Annotated in this window: 18 protein-coding genes; 8 read left to right on the top strand and 10 right to left on the bottom strand. The window is 64.4% G+C overall.

The features are described 5' to 3' along the window. The first annotated feature begins 14 nt into the window (after nt 1-14). Both FHW92_RS18760 and FHW92_RS18755 read left to right on the top strand, forming a co-directional pair. The gene (locus FHW92_RS18760) at nt 15-2,342 is read left to right on the top strand and encodes a glycosyltransferase family 4 protein (RefSeq protein ID WP_168604804.1); all 2,328 of its coding nucleotides are present in this window, start codon (nt 15-17) and stop codon (nt 2,340-2,342) included. Continuing rightward, nucleotides 2,323-3,642, top strand: a complete 1,320-nt coding sequence (locus FHW92_RS18755; protein ID WP_246870274.1) for a glycoside hydrolase family 130 protein — start codon at nt 2,323-2,325, stop codon at nt 3,640-3,642. Before FHW92_RS18760 ends, FHW92_RS18755 begins: the two co-directional genes overlap by 20 nt. Nucleotides 3,643-3,684: 42 nt before the next feature. Here the strand turns inward: FHW92_RS18755 and FHW92_RS18750 are convergent, their stop codons facing one another. The 4 genes from FHW92_RS18750 to FHW92_RS18735 all read right to left on the bottom strand — a co-directional run bounded on the left by FHW92_RS18750 (nt 3,685) and on the right by FHW92_RS18735 (nt 6,095). Continuing rightward, nucleotides 3,685-4,131 (bottom strand): CBS domain-containing protein, encoded by a 447-nt coding sequence (locus FHW92_RS18750; protein WP_168604802.1) that lies wholly within the window; start codon nt 4,129-4,131, stop codon nt 3,685-3,687. Continuing rightward, nucleotides 4,128-4,673: an Hsp20/alpha crystallin family protein gene (locus tag FHW92_RS18745; RefSeq protein WP_168604801.1), complete on the bottom strand. Its 546-nt coding sequence runs from the start codon at nt 4,671-4,673 to the stop codon at nt 4,128-4,130. The genes FHW92_RS18750 and FHW92_RS18745 overlap by 4 nt, the downstream gene beginning before the upstream one ends. A gap of 554 nt (nt 4,674-5,227) precedes the next feature. Continuing rightward, complete coding sequence (locus FHW92_RS18740) at nt 5,228-5,404, bottom strand: CsbD family protein (protein WP_168604800.1); 177 nt, start codon at nt 5,402-5,404, stop codon at nt 5,228-5,230. A 127-nt stretch (nt 5,405-5,531) separates the two neighbouring features. Then, on the bottom strand, nt 5,532-6,095 hold the full coding sequence (locus FHW92_RS18735; RefSeq protein WP_168604799.1) for an NADPH-dependent FMN reductase: 564 nt from the start codon (nt 6,093-6,095) through the stop codon (nt 5,532-5,534). Between the two features lie 243 nt (nt 6,096-6,338). Here FHW92_RS18735 and FHW92_RS18730 point away from each other — a divergent pair, with 243 nt between their 5' ends. After that, nucleotides 6,339-6,674 (top strand): PepSY domain-containing protein, encoded by a 336-nt coding sequence (locus FHW92_RS18730; protein ID WP_168604798.1) that lies wholly within the window; start codon nt 6,339-6,341, stop codon nt 6,672-6,674. 35 nt (nt 6,675-6,709) lie between these two features. Next, nucleotides 6,710-7,354: a hypothetical protein gene (locus FHW92_RS18725; RefSeq protein WP_168604797.1), complete on the top strand. Its 645-nt coding sequence runs from the start codon at nt 6,710-6,712 to the stop codon at nt 7,352-7,354. Between the two features lie 74 nt (nt 7,355-7,428). Here the strand turns inward: FHW92_RS18725 and FHW92_RS18720 are convergent, their stop codons facing one another. Together FHW92_RS18720 and FHW92_RS18715 are read right to left on the bottom strand one after the other, a co-directional pair. Next, nucleotides 7,429-7,863 carry a PaaI family thioesterase gene (locus FHW92_RS18720; protein ID WP_168604796.1) on the bottom strand — a complete coding sequence of 145 codons (435 nt, stop codon included), beginning with the start codon at nt 7,861-7,863 and terminating at the stop codon, nt 7,429-7,431. A gap of 23 nt (nt 7,864-7,886) precedes the next feature. Next, nucleotides 7,887-9,338 (bottom strand): efflux transporter outer membrane subunit, encoded by a 1,452-nt coding sequence (locus FHW92_RS18715; RefSeq protein ID WP_246870273.1) that lies wholly within the window; start codon nt 9,336-9,338, stop codon nt 7,887-7,889. Between the two features lie 106 nt (nt 9,339-9,444). Between FHW92_RS18715 and FHW92_RS18710 the strand changes: the two genes are divergently transcribed. From FHW92_RS18710 to FHW92_RS18700, 3 genes are all read left to right on the top strand, one after another. Continuing rightward, a complete protein-coding gene (locus FHW92_RS18710) occupies nt 9,445-10,059 on the top strand; it encodes a TetR/AcrR family transcriptional regulator (RefSeq protein WP_168604794.1) in 615 nt (204 codons plus the stop codon). 72 nt (nt 10,060-10,131) lie between these two features. Further along, a complete protein-coding gene (locus FHW92_RS18705; RefSeq protein ID WP_349237712.1) occupies nt 10,132-11,205 on the top strand; it encodes an efflux RND transporter periplasmic adaptor subunit in 1,074 nt (357 codons plus the stop codon). Continuing rightward, on the top strand, nt 11,202-14,285 hold the full coding sequence (locus FHW92_RS18700) for an efflux RND transporter permease subunit (RefSeq protein ID WP_168604792.1): 3,084 nt from the start codon (nt 11,202-11,204) through the stop codon (nt 14,283-14,285). Before FHW92_RS18705 ends, FHW92_RS18700 begins: the two co-directional genes overlap by 4 nt. On the opposite strand, the gene FHW92_RS18695 is transcribed toward FHW92_RS18700, so the two are convergent. The 3 genes from FHW92_RS18695 to FHW92_RS18685 form a co-directional block, all read right to left on the bottom strand. Next, nucleotides 14,282-15,553, bottom strand: coding sequence for a chloride channel protein (locus FHW92_RS18695; protein WP_168604791.1), 1,272 nt, complete (start codon nt 15,551-15,553; stop codon nt 14,282-14,284). The genes FHW92_RS18700 and FHW92_RS18695 overlap by 4 nt on opposite strands. Nucleotides 15,554-15,698: 145 nt before the next feature. Continuing rightward, a complete protein-coding gene (gene htpG, locus FHW92_RS18690; RefSeq protein WP_168604790.1) occupies nt 15,699-17,591 on the bottom strand; it encodes a molecular chaperone HtpG in 1,893 nt (630 codons plus the stop codon). Between the two features lie 65 nt (nt 17,592-17,656). Further along, on the bottom strand, nt 17,657-18,232 hold the full coding sequence (locus tag FHW92_RS18685; RefSeq protein WP_168604789.1) for a TetR/AcrR family transcriptional regulator: 576 nt from the start codon (nt 18,230-18,232) through the stop codon (nt 17,657-17,659). 96 nt (nt 18,233-18,328) lie between these two features. Between FHW92_RS18685 and FHW92_RS18680 the strand changes: the two genes are divergently transcribed. Then, nucleotides 18,329-18,922, top strand: a complete 594-nt coding sequence (locus tag FHW92_RS18680; protein ID WP_168604788.1) for a hypothetical protein — start codon at nt 18,329-18,331, stop codon at nt 18,920-18,922. Nucleotides 18,923-18,948: 26 nt separating this feature from the next. On the opposite strand, the gene FHW92_RS18675 is transcribed toward FHW92_RS18680, so the two are convergent. Next, nucleotides 18,949-19,359, bottom strand: coding sequence for a VOC family protein (locus FHW92_RS18675; RefSeq protein WP_168604787.1), 411 nt, complete (start codon nt 19,357-19,359; stop codon nt 18,949-18,951). Nucleotides 19,360-19,493: the final 134 nt, after the last annotated feature.

The following is a 19,493-nucleotide window of genomic DNA, read 5'->3' as shown; positions in this document are numbered from 1 at the left end:
AAGAGGTATCTGCGATGGGCGAGGAAAATTCCGGCACACCATCTTTGGGCGAACAGGGCGCCAACCACGAAGTTGTCCCTTTCATGCTGCGCCATGCGCTGGGGGCCAGACGCCTTCGCGTGGCGCTTGTGGGCACCTATGCTCCGCGCAGCTGCGGCATAGCCACCTTTTCCGCCGATGTACGCGAACAGTTGATGCGCCACGCAGGCGGGGTCGACATTGACGTCTATGCCCTGGACGGGCCGGATTCCGGGCTGGTCTATGCCGCGGATGTCCATGTCATCGGCGCGCAAAGGCGCGAGGACTATCTGCGTGCGGCCCGCGCCATCAATGACAGCAAGGTCGATGTGGTGTGGATTCAGCATGAATTCGGCATTTTCGGCGGGACCGACGGGGCGCTGATTGCCGAACTGGTCGACAGGCTGGCCGCGCCGGTGCTGATCACATTCCATACCGTGCTGGCCAAACCCTCGCCGGGACAGCGCGCGGTGATGGAGCATTTGCTCAGCCGTTGCTCGCGCGTCATGGTGATGTCGCAGCAGGGGCGGCAATTGCTGATGTCCACCTATCGCGCGCCGGGCGGCATCATCGAAGTGATCGAGCATGGCGCGCCCGATCGCCCTTTCCGCACCGCCCAAAAGGCCAAGCAGCGCATGGGGCTGGCGGGCAGGAAAGTGCTGACCACCTTTGGCCTGCTGGGGCCGGGCAAGGGGCTGGAAACCGCCATCGCGGCCATGCCCGCCATTTTGCGCAAACATCCCGAAACGGTCTATCGCATCGTGGGCGCCACACATCCGGTGCTGGTCGCGCGCGATGGCGAGAGCTATCGCCAGGGGCTGATGGCGCAGGCCGAGGCTTTGGGCGTTTCCCACGCGATCTTATGGGAAAACCGCTTTCTGGCTATCGAGGATCTGCTCGAACAGCTCGAATGCTGCGACATCTATCTCAGTCCCTATCCCGGTCTGGACCAATCGACATCCGGCACGCTCAGCTACGCCGTAGCCTTGGGCAAGGCGGTGGTTTCGACCCCCTATGTCCATGCGCGCGAATTGCTGGCCGATGGGGTGGGGTGCCTGATCGAGCCCAATGCGCCCGACGCGATTGCCGAGGCGGTCAATGACCTGCTTTCCAGCCCGCAGCGCCTGCTGGAATTGCAGCGCCGGGCCTATGAACGCGGGCGGCGCACCACATGGCCCCATTTCGCGCGGGCCAGCGCGCATCTCGTCCGCAACACACTGGCCGCGCGCCCGCAGCGGGTGGAGCCGACCGTGGTGCCCGAACTGGCGGCCGTATGGAACATGAGCGATGCCACCGGCATGTTGCAGCATGCCGTGGGCCCGGTGCCCGACCGTCGCCATGGCTATTGCACCGATGACAATGCCCGCGCGCTGATGCTGATGAATGTGGCCCGGGGCCTGCCCGAGGCCGAGCGGATGCGGTGGAGCGGCATTTACGGCGGTTTCCTCTTTCATGCGTGGAACCCGGATGCGGGACGCTTTCGCAACTTCATGCGCTTTGACCGGCAATGGTGCGAAACCATCGGTTCGCAGGATTCCAACGGGCGCGCCCTGTGGGCTCTGGGTCACACCTGCGAACAGAGCCCCATTGGGGAATTGCGGATGTGGGCCGGGCGCCTGCTGGACGAGATGATCCCGCGCATGACGGATCTGGATTCCCCACGCGCGCTTGCCTTCAGCACGCTGGGCTGCTGCGCCCTGCTGCGCAGCGGATGGTCGAATGCGCTCGCGGGTGAACTGGTTGTTGAGACATGCGAATCCCTGACCCGTCTTGTCTCGATGTTTCGTCGGCCCGGATGGCTCTGGTTCGAGCCGGGGCTGGCCTATGACAATCCGCGCCTGTGTCAGGCCCTGATCGAAGGGGGGCTGATGATGGGGCGGCAGGACTGGATCGACACCGGGCTGGAAACGCTGGCATGGATCATGGATTGCCAGACCTCGGCCCAGGGTTTCTTTCGCCCGGTGGGATCGGAAAGTTTCGATCAGCATGGGGGTTGGAAGCCGTTCGACCAGCAACCGCTGGAGGCGCAGGCGGCCATCGAGGCGGCGCGCGCGGCCTGGATGGCCTCGGGCGACGAGATGTGGGTCCGTCAGGCCCATCAGGCCTATCAGTGGTTTTTTGGCGCGAATGACCGCGGCGTGGTGATGGCTGATCTGGCCAGCGGACGCTGCTGCGATGGTGTGACGCCGCGCGGCCGCAATGAAAACAGCGGCGCGGAATCCATCCTCGCGTTTCAACTGAGCCATTACGCACTTGCCGCAATGAACCGGGAAGCAAGGCCTTATGCTAAAGCTGGAACCGATCTTGGAAACTCCATCGGATAGTCTCGCCCGCAGTCCGCTGCGCATACTTGAACAAAGACTTCACGCCGACCCGTCCCGGGTGGTGCTGAGGCCGTTTCACTTAGGGTGGCAGGCGACCAACGCGCCCGAGGGGCGTGCGCTGCGCCTTGTGTGCGATGTCATGGGCCTGAGCGAGGAGCAGGTGGCCCATGAATATGATGTGGTGATCCGCGACTTTGGCAATCGCCATTGGCAAACCGAGCATCTGTTCGAGGCGCGCTATCGCGAAGTGGCCGAAAGCCTGCATCTGGACGGTCATGGATTGTCGGAAGCACGGTGCCGTCTGATCGGCGCCTTCTTCTGCCATGAATATACCTATGCGGCGGCGGCGCTGATGAACCCGTCCATCGTGCCCAGCCCCAACCAGTCGGGCATGGAGGACGGGGCCATGCGCTTCATCCTGTCGCTGCGCGCGGTGGGCGAGGGGCATATCAGCTCGATCGCCTTTCGCGAGGGGATCATCGAGCCGGACGGGCGTTTCCTGCTCTGGCCGGAATCCGCCTTTGCCACCAGCGTCCAGCGCACCGACACCTGCGCCCGCAACGATGCCAATTGCACCGTCACCGTCCAGTGCCACCCGGAAAGCACGCTGTCGAACACGGTGATCTTTCCCATCACCGAGCAGCAGGCCAATGGTCTGGAGGATTTGCGGCTGGTGCGGATGGACCATGGCGACGGCGATTTCGAATGGCTGGGCACCTATACTGCCTATTCGGGCCGCTCTATCCGGTCGGAATTGTTGCGCACACGCGATTTCCGCCAGTTTCAGCTGACCCCTATTCAGGGGCGCGCCGGGCGCAACAAGGGCATGGCGCTGTTTCCGGAAAAGATCGGCGGGCAATATTGCATGATCGGCCGACAGGACGGCAAGAACCTCTATCTCCTGCGTTCCAACTGGGTGGATACATGGGATGATGAAGGCATCCTGCTGATGGAGCCCCGCTTTCCGTGGGAGTTCATCCAGATCGGCAATTGCGGCAGCCCGATCCTGACGCCCGAAGGCTGGCTGGTGATCACGCATGGGGTGGGGGCGATGCGCAAATACGCGCTTGGCTGCTGCCTGCTGGACCGGGATGATCCCAGCAAGGTGATCGCCCGTTCCGCCGAACCCATCCTGACGGCGGAAAATGCCGACCGCGCGGGCTATGTGCCCAATGTGGTTTACAGTTGCGGCGGGATGCTGACGGGGGGCAACCAATTGCTGCTGCCCTATGGCATTTCCGATATCGCCGTGGGCTTTGCGCTGGGATCGTTGAGCGACATTATGGCGGTGATGAGCTGATGCATCCGGCGGGCGCGGCTGCGCCCGCCGGGCTCTGCGCCTTCATGGCCTTGTGCTGTCCCCTTGCGAATGCAGGCCGCTCGACCGGGTGATCTCGCGCAGCGCGGCCCCCGAACGCGCGATCTCTCCGCCGGCGGCCAGATCGGTGATCGAGATCACGCCCACCAGCCGCTTGTCACGGTCAACCACGGGCAGGCGGCGGATCTGCTGCTCGCCCATATTGTAGAGGATCTGCTCGACCTCTTCGTCCTCATAGCAATAGCGCACGTCCTTGCTCATGACATCGCGGATTCTGGTGTCGGGGGCCATTCCCTTGCCCACGCCCCGGATGGCGATGTCGCGATCGGTGATGATGCCGACGATCCGGTCATTCTCGCCGACGGGAAGAAAACCCGCATCGATATCCATCATCATGCGGGCGGCGTCCTGAAGCGTCTCGGCCGGGTCCATGATCCGCACCTCGCGCGTCATGCATTCACAGGTTTTCATGATCGGTCCTTTCCGGATTGGGGCTGTTTGGCATTTGCCTCGGGCCGGTTGGCCGGGGCGGGGCTGGGGTCGATGGCGATCTTGCGTTCGCCTTTTTCCTGGTCGGCCCCGGGCAGGATGATGGTGAGCAGCCCATGTGTGAAATGGGCGCGGATCCGGTCGGGCTCGACCGCTTCGGGCAGGCGGAAGGTCCGCTCGAATTTGCCGAAGGCACGTTCCTTGACCTGACGGTTTTCACCCGCGCCATCCTGTTCGACCCGTTTTTCGGCGCGGATCGTCAGCAGGTCGTTTTTGATGGACACATCAATGTCTTCTTCGCGGATACCGGGCAATTCGGCCGTGATGCGGATCTGGTGATCGTCCTGGGTCACGTCCACATTGGGGGTAAAGGTTCCTCCCAAGGCTTCGCGCGCCTCGTCAAATTCGCGAAAGATGTCCTCGAACATCCGGTTCGCCTGCCGGTAAAACGAAAGGAAGGGGTTGGGCGGGCGCAGCGGTTCGACCGAGCGGGGATGATAATAGGCCAGGGGGTGGGAGGTCATGTCATCTCTCCGGGCTTGCTGGTTGGCTAAGTGACCGCGTGGCCCGTGGCTCGTGGGCGAGCCCAAAAGTCGAAGGTGTCAGCCGGAGGGAATTGTACCAACATGGGTCCAACAGGTCCTTTGGGCGGGCTTTGTCGGCCCGGTCCACGCGATCCCCAGCGTAATAGGCGGGGCCGGGGGATGTTCCGTGCGAATATGATGAAACGGGGCATTTTGCCGTTCAGCCGTTTCGGGCCGGGAGCGTCCGGTTCGTCCCTGTCATCCTGCTATCATTGCCCGGATGTTAATCGACCATTTAAATCATTGGTTCACGTCGATCATGGTCAAAGCGGATCTATCCTGAGGCTCTGTCTGTTCAGACAACGTCTGTCGAGACATCCGCAGGGGAAGCGCGCCGGTCCTAGCGATGAGGCTGCCATGACCGGCGCGCTTTTTATGGCGGGATGGCCGCCCAACAAAAATCGGGACCGGACCCAAAGGTCCGATCCCGACAGTTTCGGTTCCCGCCGCCATCGCTCTACCGATTGCGCGACGGACAAACGGCCCGGTGTTCTTCAGGGCTTCAGCTTGCTTTCGAGGCGGGCCTTGGCCTTTTCGGCGTCGCCCTTGGCTTCCTGAATGTCGCCTTCGGCCTCGATATCGGGGCGGTCGACCGCCTCGCCGATTGCGCGCTTGGTCTTGCCGATGGTTTCGTCCATAAAGCCCTTGGCCCGGTCCTTGATCTCACCCATGGTACAGCTCCTTTTTTCCGTCTCGGTATGGATGAAAGCGGGGGCGGGCGGGCATGTTCCGTGTTGGCTTGCCGCTTTCCGGGCCGATTGCGGGGAAGCGCCCATCCCGCACGGCGAGCGGAACGCCCTATGACCGCAGCGAAGCCATCTGCGCCACAAACCTGGCATAGGCCTGCATATAGCGGCGCAGGAATTCCTTGCACCGCACATCGTTGACCTCGCCGTCGTCGGAAATCAGCCCCGGCGTGAAATGGATATAGGCCTCGGGCGCGTTCATTTGCGGACAATCGCAGGAGGCCAGAATGGCGCGCAGGTGCTGCTGGGCGATGGCGCTGCGGATTTCGCCCGGCGAGGTGCCGATGATGGCGCCGGGCTTGTGGGTAAAGGAATTCCGGCCAAAGGGACGACTGGCCCAGTCGATGGCATTTTTCAGCCCGCCGGGAACCGAACGGTTATACTCGGGCGTGACAAACAGCACCGCATCAACCTGTTCAAGCGCCTCTTTGAACGCCCGCGCCGCCGGGGGGAAATCGGCGTCATGGTCATAGCTGTAAAGCGGCAGATCGCGGATGGGAATTTCGGTGCAGACCAGTTCGGGCGGCGCCAGCCTTACCAGCGCCTTGGCCAGTTTGCGGTTGATCGAGGCCGTGGCCAGACTGCCTATCAGATAGCCTATCCTGTATTGGGTCATGACATGTCCTTTCCTCATTGCCGGGATGGCGGATGAAGCGGACGGGCGCGGGAGAGATCCGGCATGGGCGCCCGCCCGCTTCCTGCGCAAGACAGTATGGTGGAGACGGCCAGCGCGCGGCCCGGTTCCCCGCATGCCGCAAAATCGGACCAACTGTTTGCGTCGCGCGCGCATCGGAACGTGGCCGGATGGAACATTGGCCCTTGGCTGCTCTTTCTCCTGAACAAAGCAGGAGATCGAGACATGACCCACAGGATAATGACTTCGTTCGCGCTGATCATGAGTATGGCCTTGGGCACGCATGCCCTTGCACAGAGCGGCCAGAAGCCCGCCGCCAGCGATCATGCTCCGGCCAATCCGGCCGTCAAATCGCCCGATGCGATCACATGGGGCCAACTGAGCAAGGGGCGCAATTCCTTCACCGAGGGCGAGGCCCGGACACGGCTGGAAAAGGCGGGCTATAATCGTGTCGACCAGTTGAAGCTGGACAAGGACGGCCTGTGGCAGGCCCGCGCCCAGCTCGACGGACAGCCCGTCCATGTGGCCCTCGATTACAAGGGCAATGTTGCGCACCGATAACCCCCAACCCTTGATGCGATGAGAGAGGATTGACCATGAGCACGATCGTCACCCGACTTTACGACAGTTTCGAGCAGGCCGAGAACGCCGTGCGCGACCTTGAACTTGCCGGTATTCCCGAGAGCGATATCAGCCTGGTTTCGCACCGGTTTGCCGCCCATGGCGTCAAGGGCGCCCCGGCCGACCTGCGCGAACCCGAGGATATGACCGCCGCGCAGGCCGCAGGCCGTGATGCGGCGGCGGCCGGTTCATTCGGCGGCATTCTGGGGGCGACCGGGGGCGTGCTGGCCGGGCTGGGCCTGTTGGCGATTCCGGGCATCGGACCGGTCGTGGCGGCTGGTTGGCTGGCCAGTGCGGCGGCGGGCGCGGTGGCGGGCGGCGTGATCGGCGCGGGCGCAGGGGGCATTGTCGGGGCGCTTTCCAACGCGGGCGTCAGCCGCGAGGAGGCCGAATTCTACGCCGAAAGTGTCCGGCGCGGCGGCACGCTGGTCAGCGCCAAAGTGCCCGATGACATGGCGCAGACCGCACAGCGGGTGCTGGCCGATTCCGGCTCTGTCGATGCGGTCGAGCGCCGCCGTCTGTATGAAGGCTCGGGCTGGACGCGGTTTGACGAAAGCGCGCCGTCCTATTCGGCCGAGGACATCACCGCCGAACGCGACCGGTGGATGCTGCGTCACTGATCGCGGGTGCGGCATTGGTGAAGGAGAGCGCGGGGAGGCAAGCAGGCATGTTTGCCCCCGGCGCTCTTCGCGCGCTATTTCTGTTCAAAAACCAGCAGGGTGGACGTTGCGGTGGCGCATAATTGCCCGTCGGCATTGTGCAGGCTTGCCTCGGCGAAACCGGCCCGACGCCCCATTGAGAGCAGGCGCCCGGTGGCCCTTACCGTCCCGCTGTCGGCATGAAGCGGGCGCAGATAGGACACTTTCAGCTCCAGCGTGGTATAGGCATAACCGGGCCGCAGCCCTGTGTGGGCGGCAATGCCGCAGGCACTGTCCAGCATGGTGGCGATAAAGCCGCCATGCACCGTGCCCATCGGATTATAGGCGCTGGCGTCGGGCGTGGCCTCAAAGATGCAATGGCCATGATCGGCCTCAACCAGCGCGATGCCCAGTTTCTCGCCCAGCGGCGGCTGTTTTCCCTTGGCCAGCAGGGCCTGCACCTGTTCAAGGCCAGTCGGTGTTTTGGTCATACTCGTGTCTCCGGTGTTGCGCGTCATTGTGCGGTGGCGGGCGGGTTCCATCCGCCGCCCAGCGCGCGGAAGGAGGCGATGGCTCCGCGCGTTGCCGCCGCCCGCGCCTGAAGCGCGCCATCGCTGGTTTCGAGCAGGCGCCGGTCGGCATCGAGCACCTCGATCAGGCTGACCATCCCGCCCTTATAGGCCGCCATCGAGGCGTCGCGCGCCCGCGTCAGCGAGGCTTCGCCATCGTGGAGCGATGCCGCGCGCGCCTCCTGCTGCACCAGCGTGGAAAAAGCATCCTCGACATCCTGAGACGCCCGCAGCACGGTAAGGCGATAGGCGGCCAGCGCCTCGGTGTTGCGCCCCTTGGCCGCGCGGATCTCGGCATCCACCCGGCCAAAGTCGAACAGCCGCCAGCGCAGGCCCATCACGCCATTGGCCTGCGTCGCGCCGCCGGTGAACAGGCCGCCCGTGGTGGTGGTGGCGCTGCCCACCAGCCCGCTGAGCGAAAATTTCGGGTAATATTCGGCCACCGCCACCCCGATCCGCGCGTTGGAGGCGGCCAGTGTCCTTTCCGCCGCGATAATGTCGGGGCGGCGGCGCAGCAAGGCGGCGGGGCCGCCCGCCGTGGCCACCGCAGGCGGGGCGGGGATGGGGGCCTGCGCCGACAATTCGGTGCGGGTCGATCCGGGCTGGGCGCCGATCAGCACGTCGAGCGCGTTCATCGCCATATCCAGTTGATTGCCAAGCGCAGGGATCGAACCGCGCACCTGCGCCAGCGCGCCTTCGGCCTGCCGCAACTGCAATTCAGCCGCGACGCCCTTGCGATATTGCAGGGCCACCAGATCGACAAGGCGCTGCTGTGTATCAAGCTGGGCGCGGGCGACATCGAGCCGCGCCTGAAGCATGCGGATCGCGACATAAGTGTCGGCGATCTGCGCCGCGACCGACAGGCGCACCGCCACCGCGCCTGCTTCACTGGCCTGCCAATCCGCCCGCGCGGCATCGCGCGCGGCATCGCGGCCCCCGAACAGGTCGATCTCCCAGCTTGCGCCCAGATCAACCTCATAGGTTTCGCTGGAGCGCTGGAACCCCGGAAAGGCGCTGCCGATCCGGCCGATGGGCGTTTGCAGCGATTGATAGGTTTCCCCCGCCTGACCGCTGACCTGCGCGGAGGGGAGCAGAGCGGCATTGGCATTTTTAAGCGCGGCGCGGGCCTGAAACACACGGGCGGCGGCCTGCTGCAGGTCGAGATTTTGCGCCAGCCCCCGTTCGACAAGGCTGGTCAGCAGCGGATCGTTGAACGAGCGCCACCAGTCGGCCAGATCGGCGGTTGGGGCCGAACCATCTTGGGCCGAACCATGGCGCGCGGCCACGGCGGCCTCGCCGTGAAAGGCGGGGGGCAGGGCGGAGACAGGCCGGTCATAGCGGGGGCCGACGGAGCAACCGGCCAGCAGCAGAGGGGCGCCAAGGGCAGGCAGGATCAAGGTCAAAGGCCGCATATTTTCCTCGCAGCGCCAATGGATGATGTGTGACCAATATATTGTTTGGTTACACGTTGTCAATGCGCGGGGCGAGGACTATGGTTGCGCCATGACCAATGCACCCACCGATACCGCCCCGCGCGGCCCGGCCGAACACACCGTGCGCGACCAGATCATCGCGGCGGCCCATGAATGTTTCGCCCGCTATGGCTATGGCAAGACAACGGTTTCCGACCTTGCCAAGGAGATCGGCTTTTCCAAGGCCTATATCTATCGCTTCTTTGAATCGAAGCAGGCCATTGGCGAGGCGATCTGCACCGACCGGCTGGATCAACTGGTGTCCGAGGCGCGCGCCGCGATTGACGAAGGGGGCAGTGCGACGGAAAAATTCAGGCGTATGTTCAAAAGTTTGACAGCGCTTAGCCTGCAGCTCTTCTTTCATGACCGCAAGATTTACGAGATCGCGGCGCTTTCGGCGGCCGAGCAGTGGAACTCGGCCAAAACCTATAAAGCGACGCTCAAGGCGATGCTGATCGAGATCGTCAGGGAAGGGCGCGAAAGCGGCGAGTTCGAGCGCAAAACCCCGCTGGATGAGACCTGCCGCGCGATTTTCTACGCGATGATGCCCTTTATCGATCCGCTGCATCTGGAGCGCAATCTGGACCTGTTGCCTGATGCGCAGGTCGAGGTATGCGGTCTGATCCTGCGCAGCCTGGCTCCGTGATGCAAAATGTGACTACTTGACATTATAGTCACATGAACACACATGATCCCTCTCTCGTTGGAGGAATCGTGCGTGACGAATCGGTATCGCAAATCTGCTCTCGCCCTGCTGGCTCTGCCCGCGTTTGCACTTTCGGCCTGCCACGGCGCCGACCCTGATCCGCGCGCCCAGCCGCCTTTGGTGCGGGTGCTCTCGCCGGTGGCGGCGGGCGATGCCGCGCATGAATTCACCGGCATCATCGCTGCCCGCGTGCAGAGCGATCTGGGCTTTCGCGTCGGGGGCAAGATCACCGAGCGGCTGGTGCAGGCCGGGCAGACCGTGCGACGGGGACAACCCCTGATGCGGATTGATCCCACCGATCTTGCGCTGGCCACAAACGCCGCGCGGGAAAATGTGCAGGCCGCTCGCGCCCGCGCCTTGCAAACCTCGGCGGATGAACGGCGCCTGCGCGATCTGATCGCGGCGGGGGCGGTGTCCGCCTCGACCTATGATCAGGCCAAGGCCGCCGCCGATGCCGCCCGCGCCCAACTGGCCGCTGCCGAGGCGCAGGCAAAGGTCGCGCATAATACGGCGGGCTACAGCCTGCTGGTCGCCGATGCCGATGGCACGGTGGTCGAAACGCTGGCCGAACCGGGGCAGGTGGTGAGCGCGGGGCAGATTGTCCTGCGCCTTGCCCGTTCCGGCCCGCGTGAGGCGCTGGTGCAATTGCCCGAAACCGTGCGCCCCGCGATTGGATCGGAGGCCAAGGCACGGACCTATGACGGCGCGAATGGCACGGCCACGCTGCGCCAATTGTCCGATGCGGCCAATCCGGCCACGCGCACGTATGAGGCGCGCTATGTGCTGCATGGCGCGCCCGCACAGGCTCCTTTGGGGGCCACCGTCACCATCGCATTGGCGCAGCAGGGCCATGCCGGGGCGACGCAGGTGCCGCTTGGTGCGATCCGCGATGTGGGCAAGGGGGCGGGGGTCTGGGTTCTGCGCGATGGCGCGCAACCTGCAGTCACATGGCGCCCGGTCCATATTGCCGCTCTGGCCGAGGAGACCGCGACCATTGATGCCGGGCTGAGGCCGGGCGAGCGCATTGTCGCCATGGGCGCGCATATGCTGCATGAAGGCCAGCCTGTCCGGGTGGCCGCGCAATGAGCGGCGGGTCGGAAACGTCCGGACGGTTCAACCTGTCCGCGCTGGCCGTGCGCGAAAAATCGGTGACGCTGTTCTTTCTGATCGCGATCATTCTGGCCGGGGTCTTTGCCTTTCTGAAACTGGGCCGCGCTGAAGACCCCGGCTTTACGATCAAGGTGATGACCGTGGTCACCGCATGGCCGGGCGCGACCGCGCAGGAAATGCAGGATCAGGTGGCCGAGCCGCTGGAAAAGCGGCTTCAGGAATTGCGCTGGTATGACCGCAGCGAGACTTTCACCCGGCCCGGCCTCGCCTTCACCACGCTGACCCTGCGCGATCAGACGCCGCCCAAGGACGTGCCCGAGCAGTTCTATCAGGCGCGCAAGAAAATTGGCGATGAGGCGCGCAAATTGCCGCAAGGTGTGGTTGGCCCCTTCATCGATGACGAATTTGGCGATGTCAGCTTCGGTCTCTATGCGCTTAAGGCCAAAGGCGTGCCCCAGCGCGATCTGGCGCGCGAGGCTGAGAAACTGCGCCAGCAATTGCTGCATGTCCCCGGCGTCGACAAGGTCAGGATTCTGGGCGAGCGGCCTGAGCGCATCTATGTCGAATTTGCGCAGGAACGGCTCGCCACGCTGGGTGTTTCCCCCCGCGCGATCTTTGACGCGCTGGCCAAGCAGAACCTGATGACCCCCGCAGGTTCGATCGAAAGCAAGGCGCAGCAGGTGGTGGTCCGTCTGGATGGCGCGTTTGATGACCTGTCGAAAATCCGCGACCTGCCTATCATCGCCAATGACCGCACCTTGCGCCTGTCTGACATTGCCAAGGTCGAGCGCGGCTATGAAGACCCCGCCACTTTCCTGATCCGCAGCGAGGGCGAACCTGCGCTGATGCTGAGCGTGGTGATGCGCGAGGGCTGGAACGGGCTAGATCTGGGCAAGGCGCTGGCCGCCGAGACCGACACGATCCGGCAGCAATTGCCGCTGGGCATGACGCTGAGCAATGTGACCGATCAATCGGTCAACATCCATGATGCCGTCGATCAGTTCATGCATACCTTCATGGAGGCGCTGATCATCGTGATGATCGTCAGCCTGATCAGCCTTGGCTGGCGCGTGGGGATCGTGGTGGCCGCCGCCGTGCCTTTGACGCTGGCGGTGGTGCTGATGGTCATGTGGGCGACGGACCGCGCCTTTGATCGCATCACGCTGGGCGCGCTCATCCTGGCGCTCGGCCTGCTGGTCGATGACGCGATCATCGCCATCGAGATGATGGTGGTCAAAATGGAGGAGGGCTATGATCGCATTCGCGCCTCGGCCTATGCGTGGAGCCATACGGCCGCGCCCATGCTGGCGGGCACGCTGGTCACGGTGATCGGCCTGATGCCGGTGGGCTTTGCCAAGTCCACGGCGGGCGAATATGCGGGCAATATTTTCTGGGTGGTGGGCTTCGCGCTGATCGCCTCGTGGTTCGTGGCGGTGATCTTTACGCCCTATATGGGGGTGAAACTGCTGCCCGCGATTAAACCGGTGGAGGGCGGCCATGCCGCCATCTATCAGACGCCGCGCTACAGCCAAGTGCGCGGCGTCATCGCCTGGGCGGTGCGGCGCAAGAAGCTGGTGGCGGGGGCGACCTTCGGGGCTTTCCTGATTGCCGGGGTCGGCATGGGGCCGGTGAAAAAGCAGTTCTTTCCCACCTCCGACCGGCCTGAACTGCTGGTCGAGGTGCAGATGCCCAAGGGCACCGCGATCGGCCAGACAAGCGAGGCCGCGCGGCAGGTGGAAACCTGGCTGCGCAAGCAACCGGAATCGCGCATCGTCACCACCTATGTGGGTCAGGGCGCACCGCGCTTCTATGTCCCGCTTTCGCCCGAATTGCCTGATCCTTCCTTCGCCAAGATCATCGTGCGCACGGCCAAGGAAGCTGACCGCGACGCGCTGAAACTGCGCCTGCGTCAGGCGGCGGCCGATGGTCTGGCCCCGGCTGCGCGGGTGCGGGCGACGCAATTGGTGTTTGGTCCGCCATCGCCTTTCCCCGTGGCGTTTCGCGTTAACGGACCTGATCTGGCCACGGTGCGCAGTATTGCCGCGCAGGTGCAGGCGGTGATGCAGGCCGATCCGATGATGCGCACGGTCAATGCCGATTGGGGCGACCGCGTCCCGGCGCTGCATTTCGTGCTGGATCAGGATCGGTTGCAGGCGCTGGGTCTGACCTCGGGCGATGTGGCCAATCAGTTGCAATTCCTGCTGACCGGCGTGACCGTCAGTCAGGCCCGCGAGGATATTCGCACCGTCGATGTCGTGGCGCGTTCGGCGGGCGGCGACCGGCTCGATCCGGCCCGCATCGGTGATTACACGCTGACCGGCGCCCATGGCGAGCGCATCCCTGTCAGCCAGATCGGCAAGATCGAGGTCCGCATGGAGGACCCGATCCTGCAACGCCGCGACCGCGTGCCCACCATCACCGTGCGCGGCGATATTGCCGACGGGCTTCAGCCCCCCGATGTCTCCACCGCCATGCTGGCCAAGCTGCAGCCGATCATCAAGAATCTGCCTGCCGGATACCGGATCGACATGGCCGGTTCGATTGAAGAGGCCGCCAAGGCCAATGCCGCGCTGGCGCCGATCTTCCCGATCATGATCGCGGCGATGATGATCGTCATCATCCTTCAGGTGCGCAGCCTCTCGGCCATGTGGATCGTGCTGCTCACCGCGCCGCTGGGGGTGATCGGGGTGGTGCCGACTTTGCTGCTCACGGGTACGCCTTTTGGGTTCAACGCCATCCTTGGCCTTATCGCTCTGGCGGGCATTCTGATGCGCAACACGCTGATCCTGATCGGCCAGATCCGCGATAACCAGAACGCGGGCATGAGCCCCTATGACTCGGTGGTCGAGGCCACCGTCCAGCGTTCGCGCCCGGTGATCCTGACCGCGTTGGCCGCTGTGCTGGCCTTTGTGCCGCTCATCAGTTCGGTGTTCTGGGGCTCGATGGCGATCACGCTGATCGGCGGCACGCTGGGCGGAACGGTGCTTACGCTGGTGTTCCTGCCCGCGCTCTACGCACTGTGGTTCCGTATCCTGCCGCCTGCCTCAGAGCACTAGCGGAAGCTGAGCGACAGCGCGTGATAGAGTTTGGGCCGGCACACCATCGCGCTGGCCCAATCCGCGATCAGCGCGGTGCCGAACAGCGGCAGGATCATCGACCGGTCGGCGGTCATCTCCATCACGATGATGATCGCTGTCAGGGGCGCGCGCACCACGCCGGAAAAATAGCCGACAATACCCAGCACCACGATCGCCCCGCTGGCATGGGTGGGAAAGATCATCGCCAGAGCCTGCCCCAGACCTGCGCCCACCGAGAGCGAGGGGGCAAAGATGCCCCCCGGCGCGCCGCTCAGCGCCGTGGCCAATGTCGAGATCAGCTTGGCCGGGCCGAAGGCCAGCGAAACCTGATGCCCTTCGAGCAGCGCGCGGGTGGTTTCATAGCCCGTGCCCCATGAGAGGCCATTGCTGGCAACGCCCGTGATCGCCACAATCAGCCCGCAGACGCCCGCCAGAACCAGCGGCCGCCCCTTGATCCGGGCCAGCCAGGGCGCGCCCGACCATGCCATGGCCACCATCGCGCGGGCGAACAATCCGCCCAGCAGCCCGCCGCCGATCCCGGCCATCGGCACGACCATCAGCATGGTGCGCAGATCCAGCGCCGCGCTCATCGCGCCGAAATAGATGTAATCGCCCGACAGGCCCAGACTGACCAGACCCGCGATCATCACCGCCGCCATCACCTGCACCGCGACCTTCTGCTCAAACGCGGCGGCCAGTTCCTCGATGGCAAAGGCCACCCCGGCCAGCGGCGTGTTGAACGCCGCCGCCACGCCCGCCGCGCCGCCCGCAATCACCACGCCCGAGGTGATCGGCACCCGCAGCATACGATTGACCGCCATCATGATCGAGGCGCTGATCTGCACGGTGGGCCCTTCGCGCCCGGCCGATCCGCCCGCCAGCAGGATCAGCAGCGTGCCGACAAATTTGGCCGCAGCCGTTGCCGGCGAAAGCAGCGCTGCGGCTTTGGCCCCGTCGGGTTTATGACAGGCGGCCATCACCTGCGGAATGCCCGAGGCCCGCGCCATCGGCCAGAACCGGCGCGTGAACCAGACGACCGTCATGAACAGCGCCGGGGTCAGGATCAGCGGCGACCACGGCGCACGGTGATAAAGCGCTAGAAAAGCGCGTTGCGCCCATTCGCCGCCTTGCGCAAATGCGATGGCGACCAACGCCAGCGCCATCGCGCCAAGGATGGCGGCAATACGCGATGCAAAATTTCGGGTCCAGCGCAGGCGGGCGAGCCCGGTTTTGGCTTGTCGTTCCATCGACACAGCGGGCCTCTTGTTGCAGCCTGAAAGTTCATGTCCCTTAGGCGCGGAACGCGGCGGCGTCTATGGGCGGTGCGGTGGACCGATGCGCCGGATTTCCATGGGGAAGGGGGCCGGGTCTGGACCTCGGCCCCCATTCCGGTCAGTCCGTAGCCCGCGCCATCAACCGGCCCAGCCGTTCGGCAAAGGCGCGCGGGTCGAGCGGTTGTTCGCCATCGATAATCCGCGCCTCGTCCAGCAGCAGATGGGCGGCATCGGCGCGCAATTCATCCTGCGCGGGCAGGGCGGCAAGGCGCGCGATCTGCGGATGGGCGGGGTTGACCTCCAGGACGGGCTTGGTGCCTGCCGGAGCCTGACCCGCATTGGCCAGCAGCTTTTCAAGCTGGCGGTCAAGGCCGCTTTCGCTGGCCACAAGGCACACCGCGCTGTCGGTCAGGCGGTCCGAGGCGCGCACGTCCGACACCGCCTCACCCAGCGTGTCCTTGATGAAGACGAGGAAGGAGGAAACATCGTCGCTCGCCTCCGCCTTGGGTGTTTCGGCGCCTTCGGGCAGGGGGATCAGGCTCAGATCAGCCGCGCCCTGCGTCACCGACTTGAACGGCTTTCCGCCCATGTCGATCCCGCCGCGCACCCAGAAACTGTCCACCTGATCGGGCAGCAGCAGCACCTCGATCCCGCGTGCACGGAAGCCTTCCAACTGGGGCGAGGCGGCGATGCGGTCGATGTCGCTGCCGGTGGCGTAATAGATCGCGGTCTGGTTCTCCTTCATGCCCGCGACATAGTCTTCCAGCGAACGCCATTCGCCGCCCGAGGTGGTCGTCTTGAACCGGGCCAGACGCAGCAAGGTCTCGCGCCGCTCGAAATCCTCGTAGAGCCCTTCCTTGAGGACCGCGCCGAACGTGTCCCACAATTTGGCATAAGCCGCCGGATCATTCTTCGCGGTCTTTTCCAACTCGCCCAGCACCTTGCCGGTCAGGCCCTTCTGGATCGTGGTCAGGATCGGGCTGTCCTGAATCATCTCGCGTGAGACATTGAGCGGCAGATCTGCCGAATCCACAAGGCCCCGCACAAAGCGCAGATAGCGCGGCAGCAATTCGGCCTCATCGGTGATAAACACCCGGCGGACATAGAGCTTCATCCGCCCCTTGCGGTCCGGGTCGAACAGGTCGAACGGGCGGCTTTCGGGCACAAAGGCGAGGACGTTATATTCATACCGCCCCTCGGCGCGGTAATGCAGGGTCAGCGCCGGGGCGTCCCACTGGCCCGCCACGCTGCGATAGAAGTCCTGGTATTCCTCTTCGCTGATCTCGCTCTTGGGCCTGGTCCACAGAGCGGTGCCGTCGGCCAGTTGCTCGCCCTCGGCATCGGGCTTGTCCTTCAGCGTGATGGGCACGGGGACATGGCCGGACTGGGCGCGCACCATCTGCTCAATGCGATAGCGCTGGGCGTAATCCTTGGCCTCTTCCATCAGATGCAGCACTATGCGGGTGCCGCGCGCAGGCGCTTCATCGGCGGAGACGGCGCCGACTGTGTAGGTGCCCAAACCGTCGGAGGACCAGATCGCCGCCTCATCCTGTCCGGCGAGGCGCGAGATGACGTCGACCTTGGATGCCACCATGAAGGCCGAATAGAAGCCCACGCCGAACTGGCCGATCAATTGTGTCTGTTCATCGCCCTTGGCCGCCGCGATGCTGTCCATGAAGGCCTTGGTGCCCGAGCGCGCAATCGTGCCCAGCGTTTCGGCCATGTCGGCCGCGCTCATGCCGATGCCATTGTCCTCAAGGATCAGGCGGTTGCCGTCGGCATCAATGGTGATGGTGATGCGTGGGGCCGGGTCCTCGCCCAGCAGGTCGGGCCGGGCAATCGCTTCATAGCGCAGCTTCTCGCAGGCATCCGCAGCGTTCGAGATCAGTTCGCGCAGGAACACATCCTTGTCCGAATAGACCGAGTGCACCATCATGTGCAGCAGCTTGGCCACGTCGGCCTCGAATGCATGGGTTTGCGGACGCGCCCCGTCCAGCACTTCGTTCGTCATGGGTCGGCAAAACTCCCTGCTGTTGGTCAATAATGGCGCTCAGATGTTGCGCGGCAGCGCCAGTTTCAAGAGCGGGCGGGCGATAAAGCCGGATCCTCTCCCGCCAGCGCGGTGGCGCAATGATGCAGGCTTTGGGCCAGACACACAGCGGAGGCGGAAAAGCGGTGCTCCACCCAGCCTCGCAGGAGCGCGCCCATGGCCCCGGCGATCTGTTCGGCCAGCATGGGGATCGTCTCCTGCCGCCGGGTTGCGGGGCCTGTGCGCAGGCTTTCCTGAAAATGGTCGACGAGCATCGCGTGGATTTTCTCACCGGTCCGACCGGCGAACAGGCGGCGCGCCGTGCCGCGATGCTGCCAGATATGGGCGACCCATTGCTCCAGCTCGGGCGAGACGGAACGGCTCTCCAGCGTGGAGGCCAGAGCCTTGGCGAAAGGCTGAAGATTGGCGAGCAGCAGATCGTCCTTGCCGCTGAAATGGTAATAGAAGGTCGAGCGCGCCACCTGCGCCGCACGGATCACGCTGTTCACGCCGAAATCGGCATAGCGGCGGGTCAGCACCAATTCGCCAAAGCTGCGCAGCAGGGCGAGGCGGGCATCGGCCCCGGAATGTGTTTCGCCTGAATGGGGTGTGGGGCGTGTCATGCATGATGGTTCGGACATTACGGCCGACTTGTCCATATCGGCCGTGATCCGCCCCCATTAAACACCCGGCCATCGTCACCATTGGAGCCCGCCCTTATGTCTTCACCCAGCCGCAATGCACGAACCGGCGCTGTTGCGCTCGCCCTTGGCGCGGCGTCACAAATGGCTGCCGGCCTGCTGGGCCGGGTCAATCTGCCGTGGGCTTATGCGGGATGGCTGCTGTTGGTTTTCGGCGCGCTTTGCCTGTGTGATGAGCTGGGCGCGCGCCGTCCGCTCAACCGGGCAGGCGTCATCATGCTGGAGGTGGGGTTCGTGGCGCGGACGGTGATGCTGATCGTGCCCGAACCTCTTGTGACTGTCCGCGCCGAACTGACCTTTGTTCTCTCCTGCCTGCTGGCCCTACTGCTCTGGTCGGTTGCGCTTATGCATCGCTCCGAACGGCCCAAGGCTATCGGCATGTTCGGCACCTTGCTGTCCGGGGGAGGGCTGGCCATGCTGGCGGCGGCGCATATCGCGGTGGCGGGGGTGGGCTATCTGGGCTTTGCCGATCTGTTCGCGGCCCTGCGGCGGCCGGATGCGCAGTCCGCGCAGGCCACGATCACCCTTTGCGCGATCATGGGCGCATGGGCGAGCGCCGTTGCCGGTCTTATGTGGACCGGAGGCATTAACGGCGGAGTGCAGCCGTCATAATCAGGCCGCGCTCCGCTCTTTCCGCTTCACTCCCCGGCGGGCATGGCGCTCATATCCATCCAGAAGGCTTCCCAGACATGCCCGTCGGGATCGGCAAGATTGCGGTTATACATAAAGCCCAGATCCTGCACCGGATTGACGTCCGCCTGACCGCCATGGGCATCGGCCGCCTCGTTCATCCGGTCCACCGCCTCGCGGTTCTCGCAGGAAATGGCCAGCATCACTTCGCTTGATGTGGCGGGCGGGATCGGGCGGCTGGTGAAAACGCGCCATTTGTCATGGGTGAGCAGCATTACGCTGATCGTTTCGCTCCACACCATGCAGGCGGAATTGTCGTCGCTGAACTGCGGGTTGTTGGTGAAACCCAGCGCATCGTAAAAGCGCATGGCGCGGGGCAGATCGGTCACCGGCAGATTCACGAAGATCATTTTTGTCATGCTGCTTCTCCCTTGGCGTCCAAACCCATGCCCTCCGGGTCGGTTCCGTGTCCACAGACGAATTGCTCTCCCCATGCGACGAGAATGGAGGCGCGCAGAGAGGGGACAGCGGCGCCAAGGACCGATGGGAGGCC

The organism is Novosphingobium sp. SG707, from assembly GCF_012275515.1.
Taxonomy (GTDB): domain Bacteria; phylum Pseudomonadota; class Alphaproteobacteria; order Sphingomonadales; family Sphingomonadaceae; genus Novosphingobium.
This window is presented reverse-complemented; position numbering and strand designations above follow the sequence as displayed.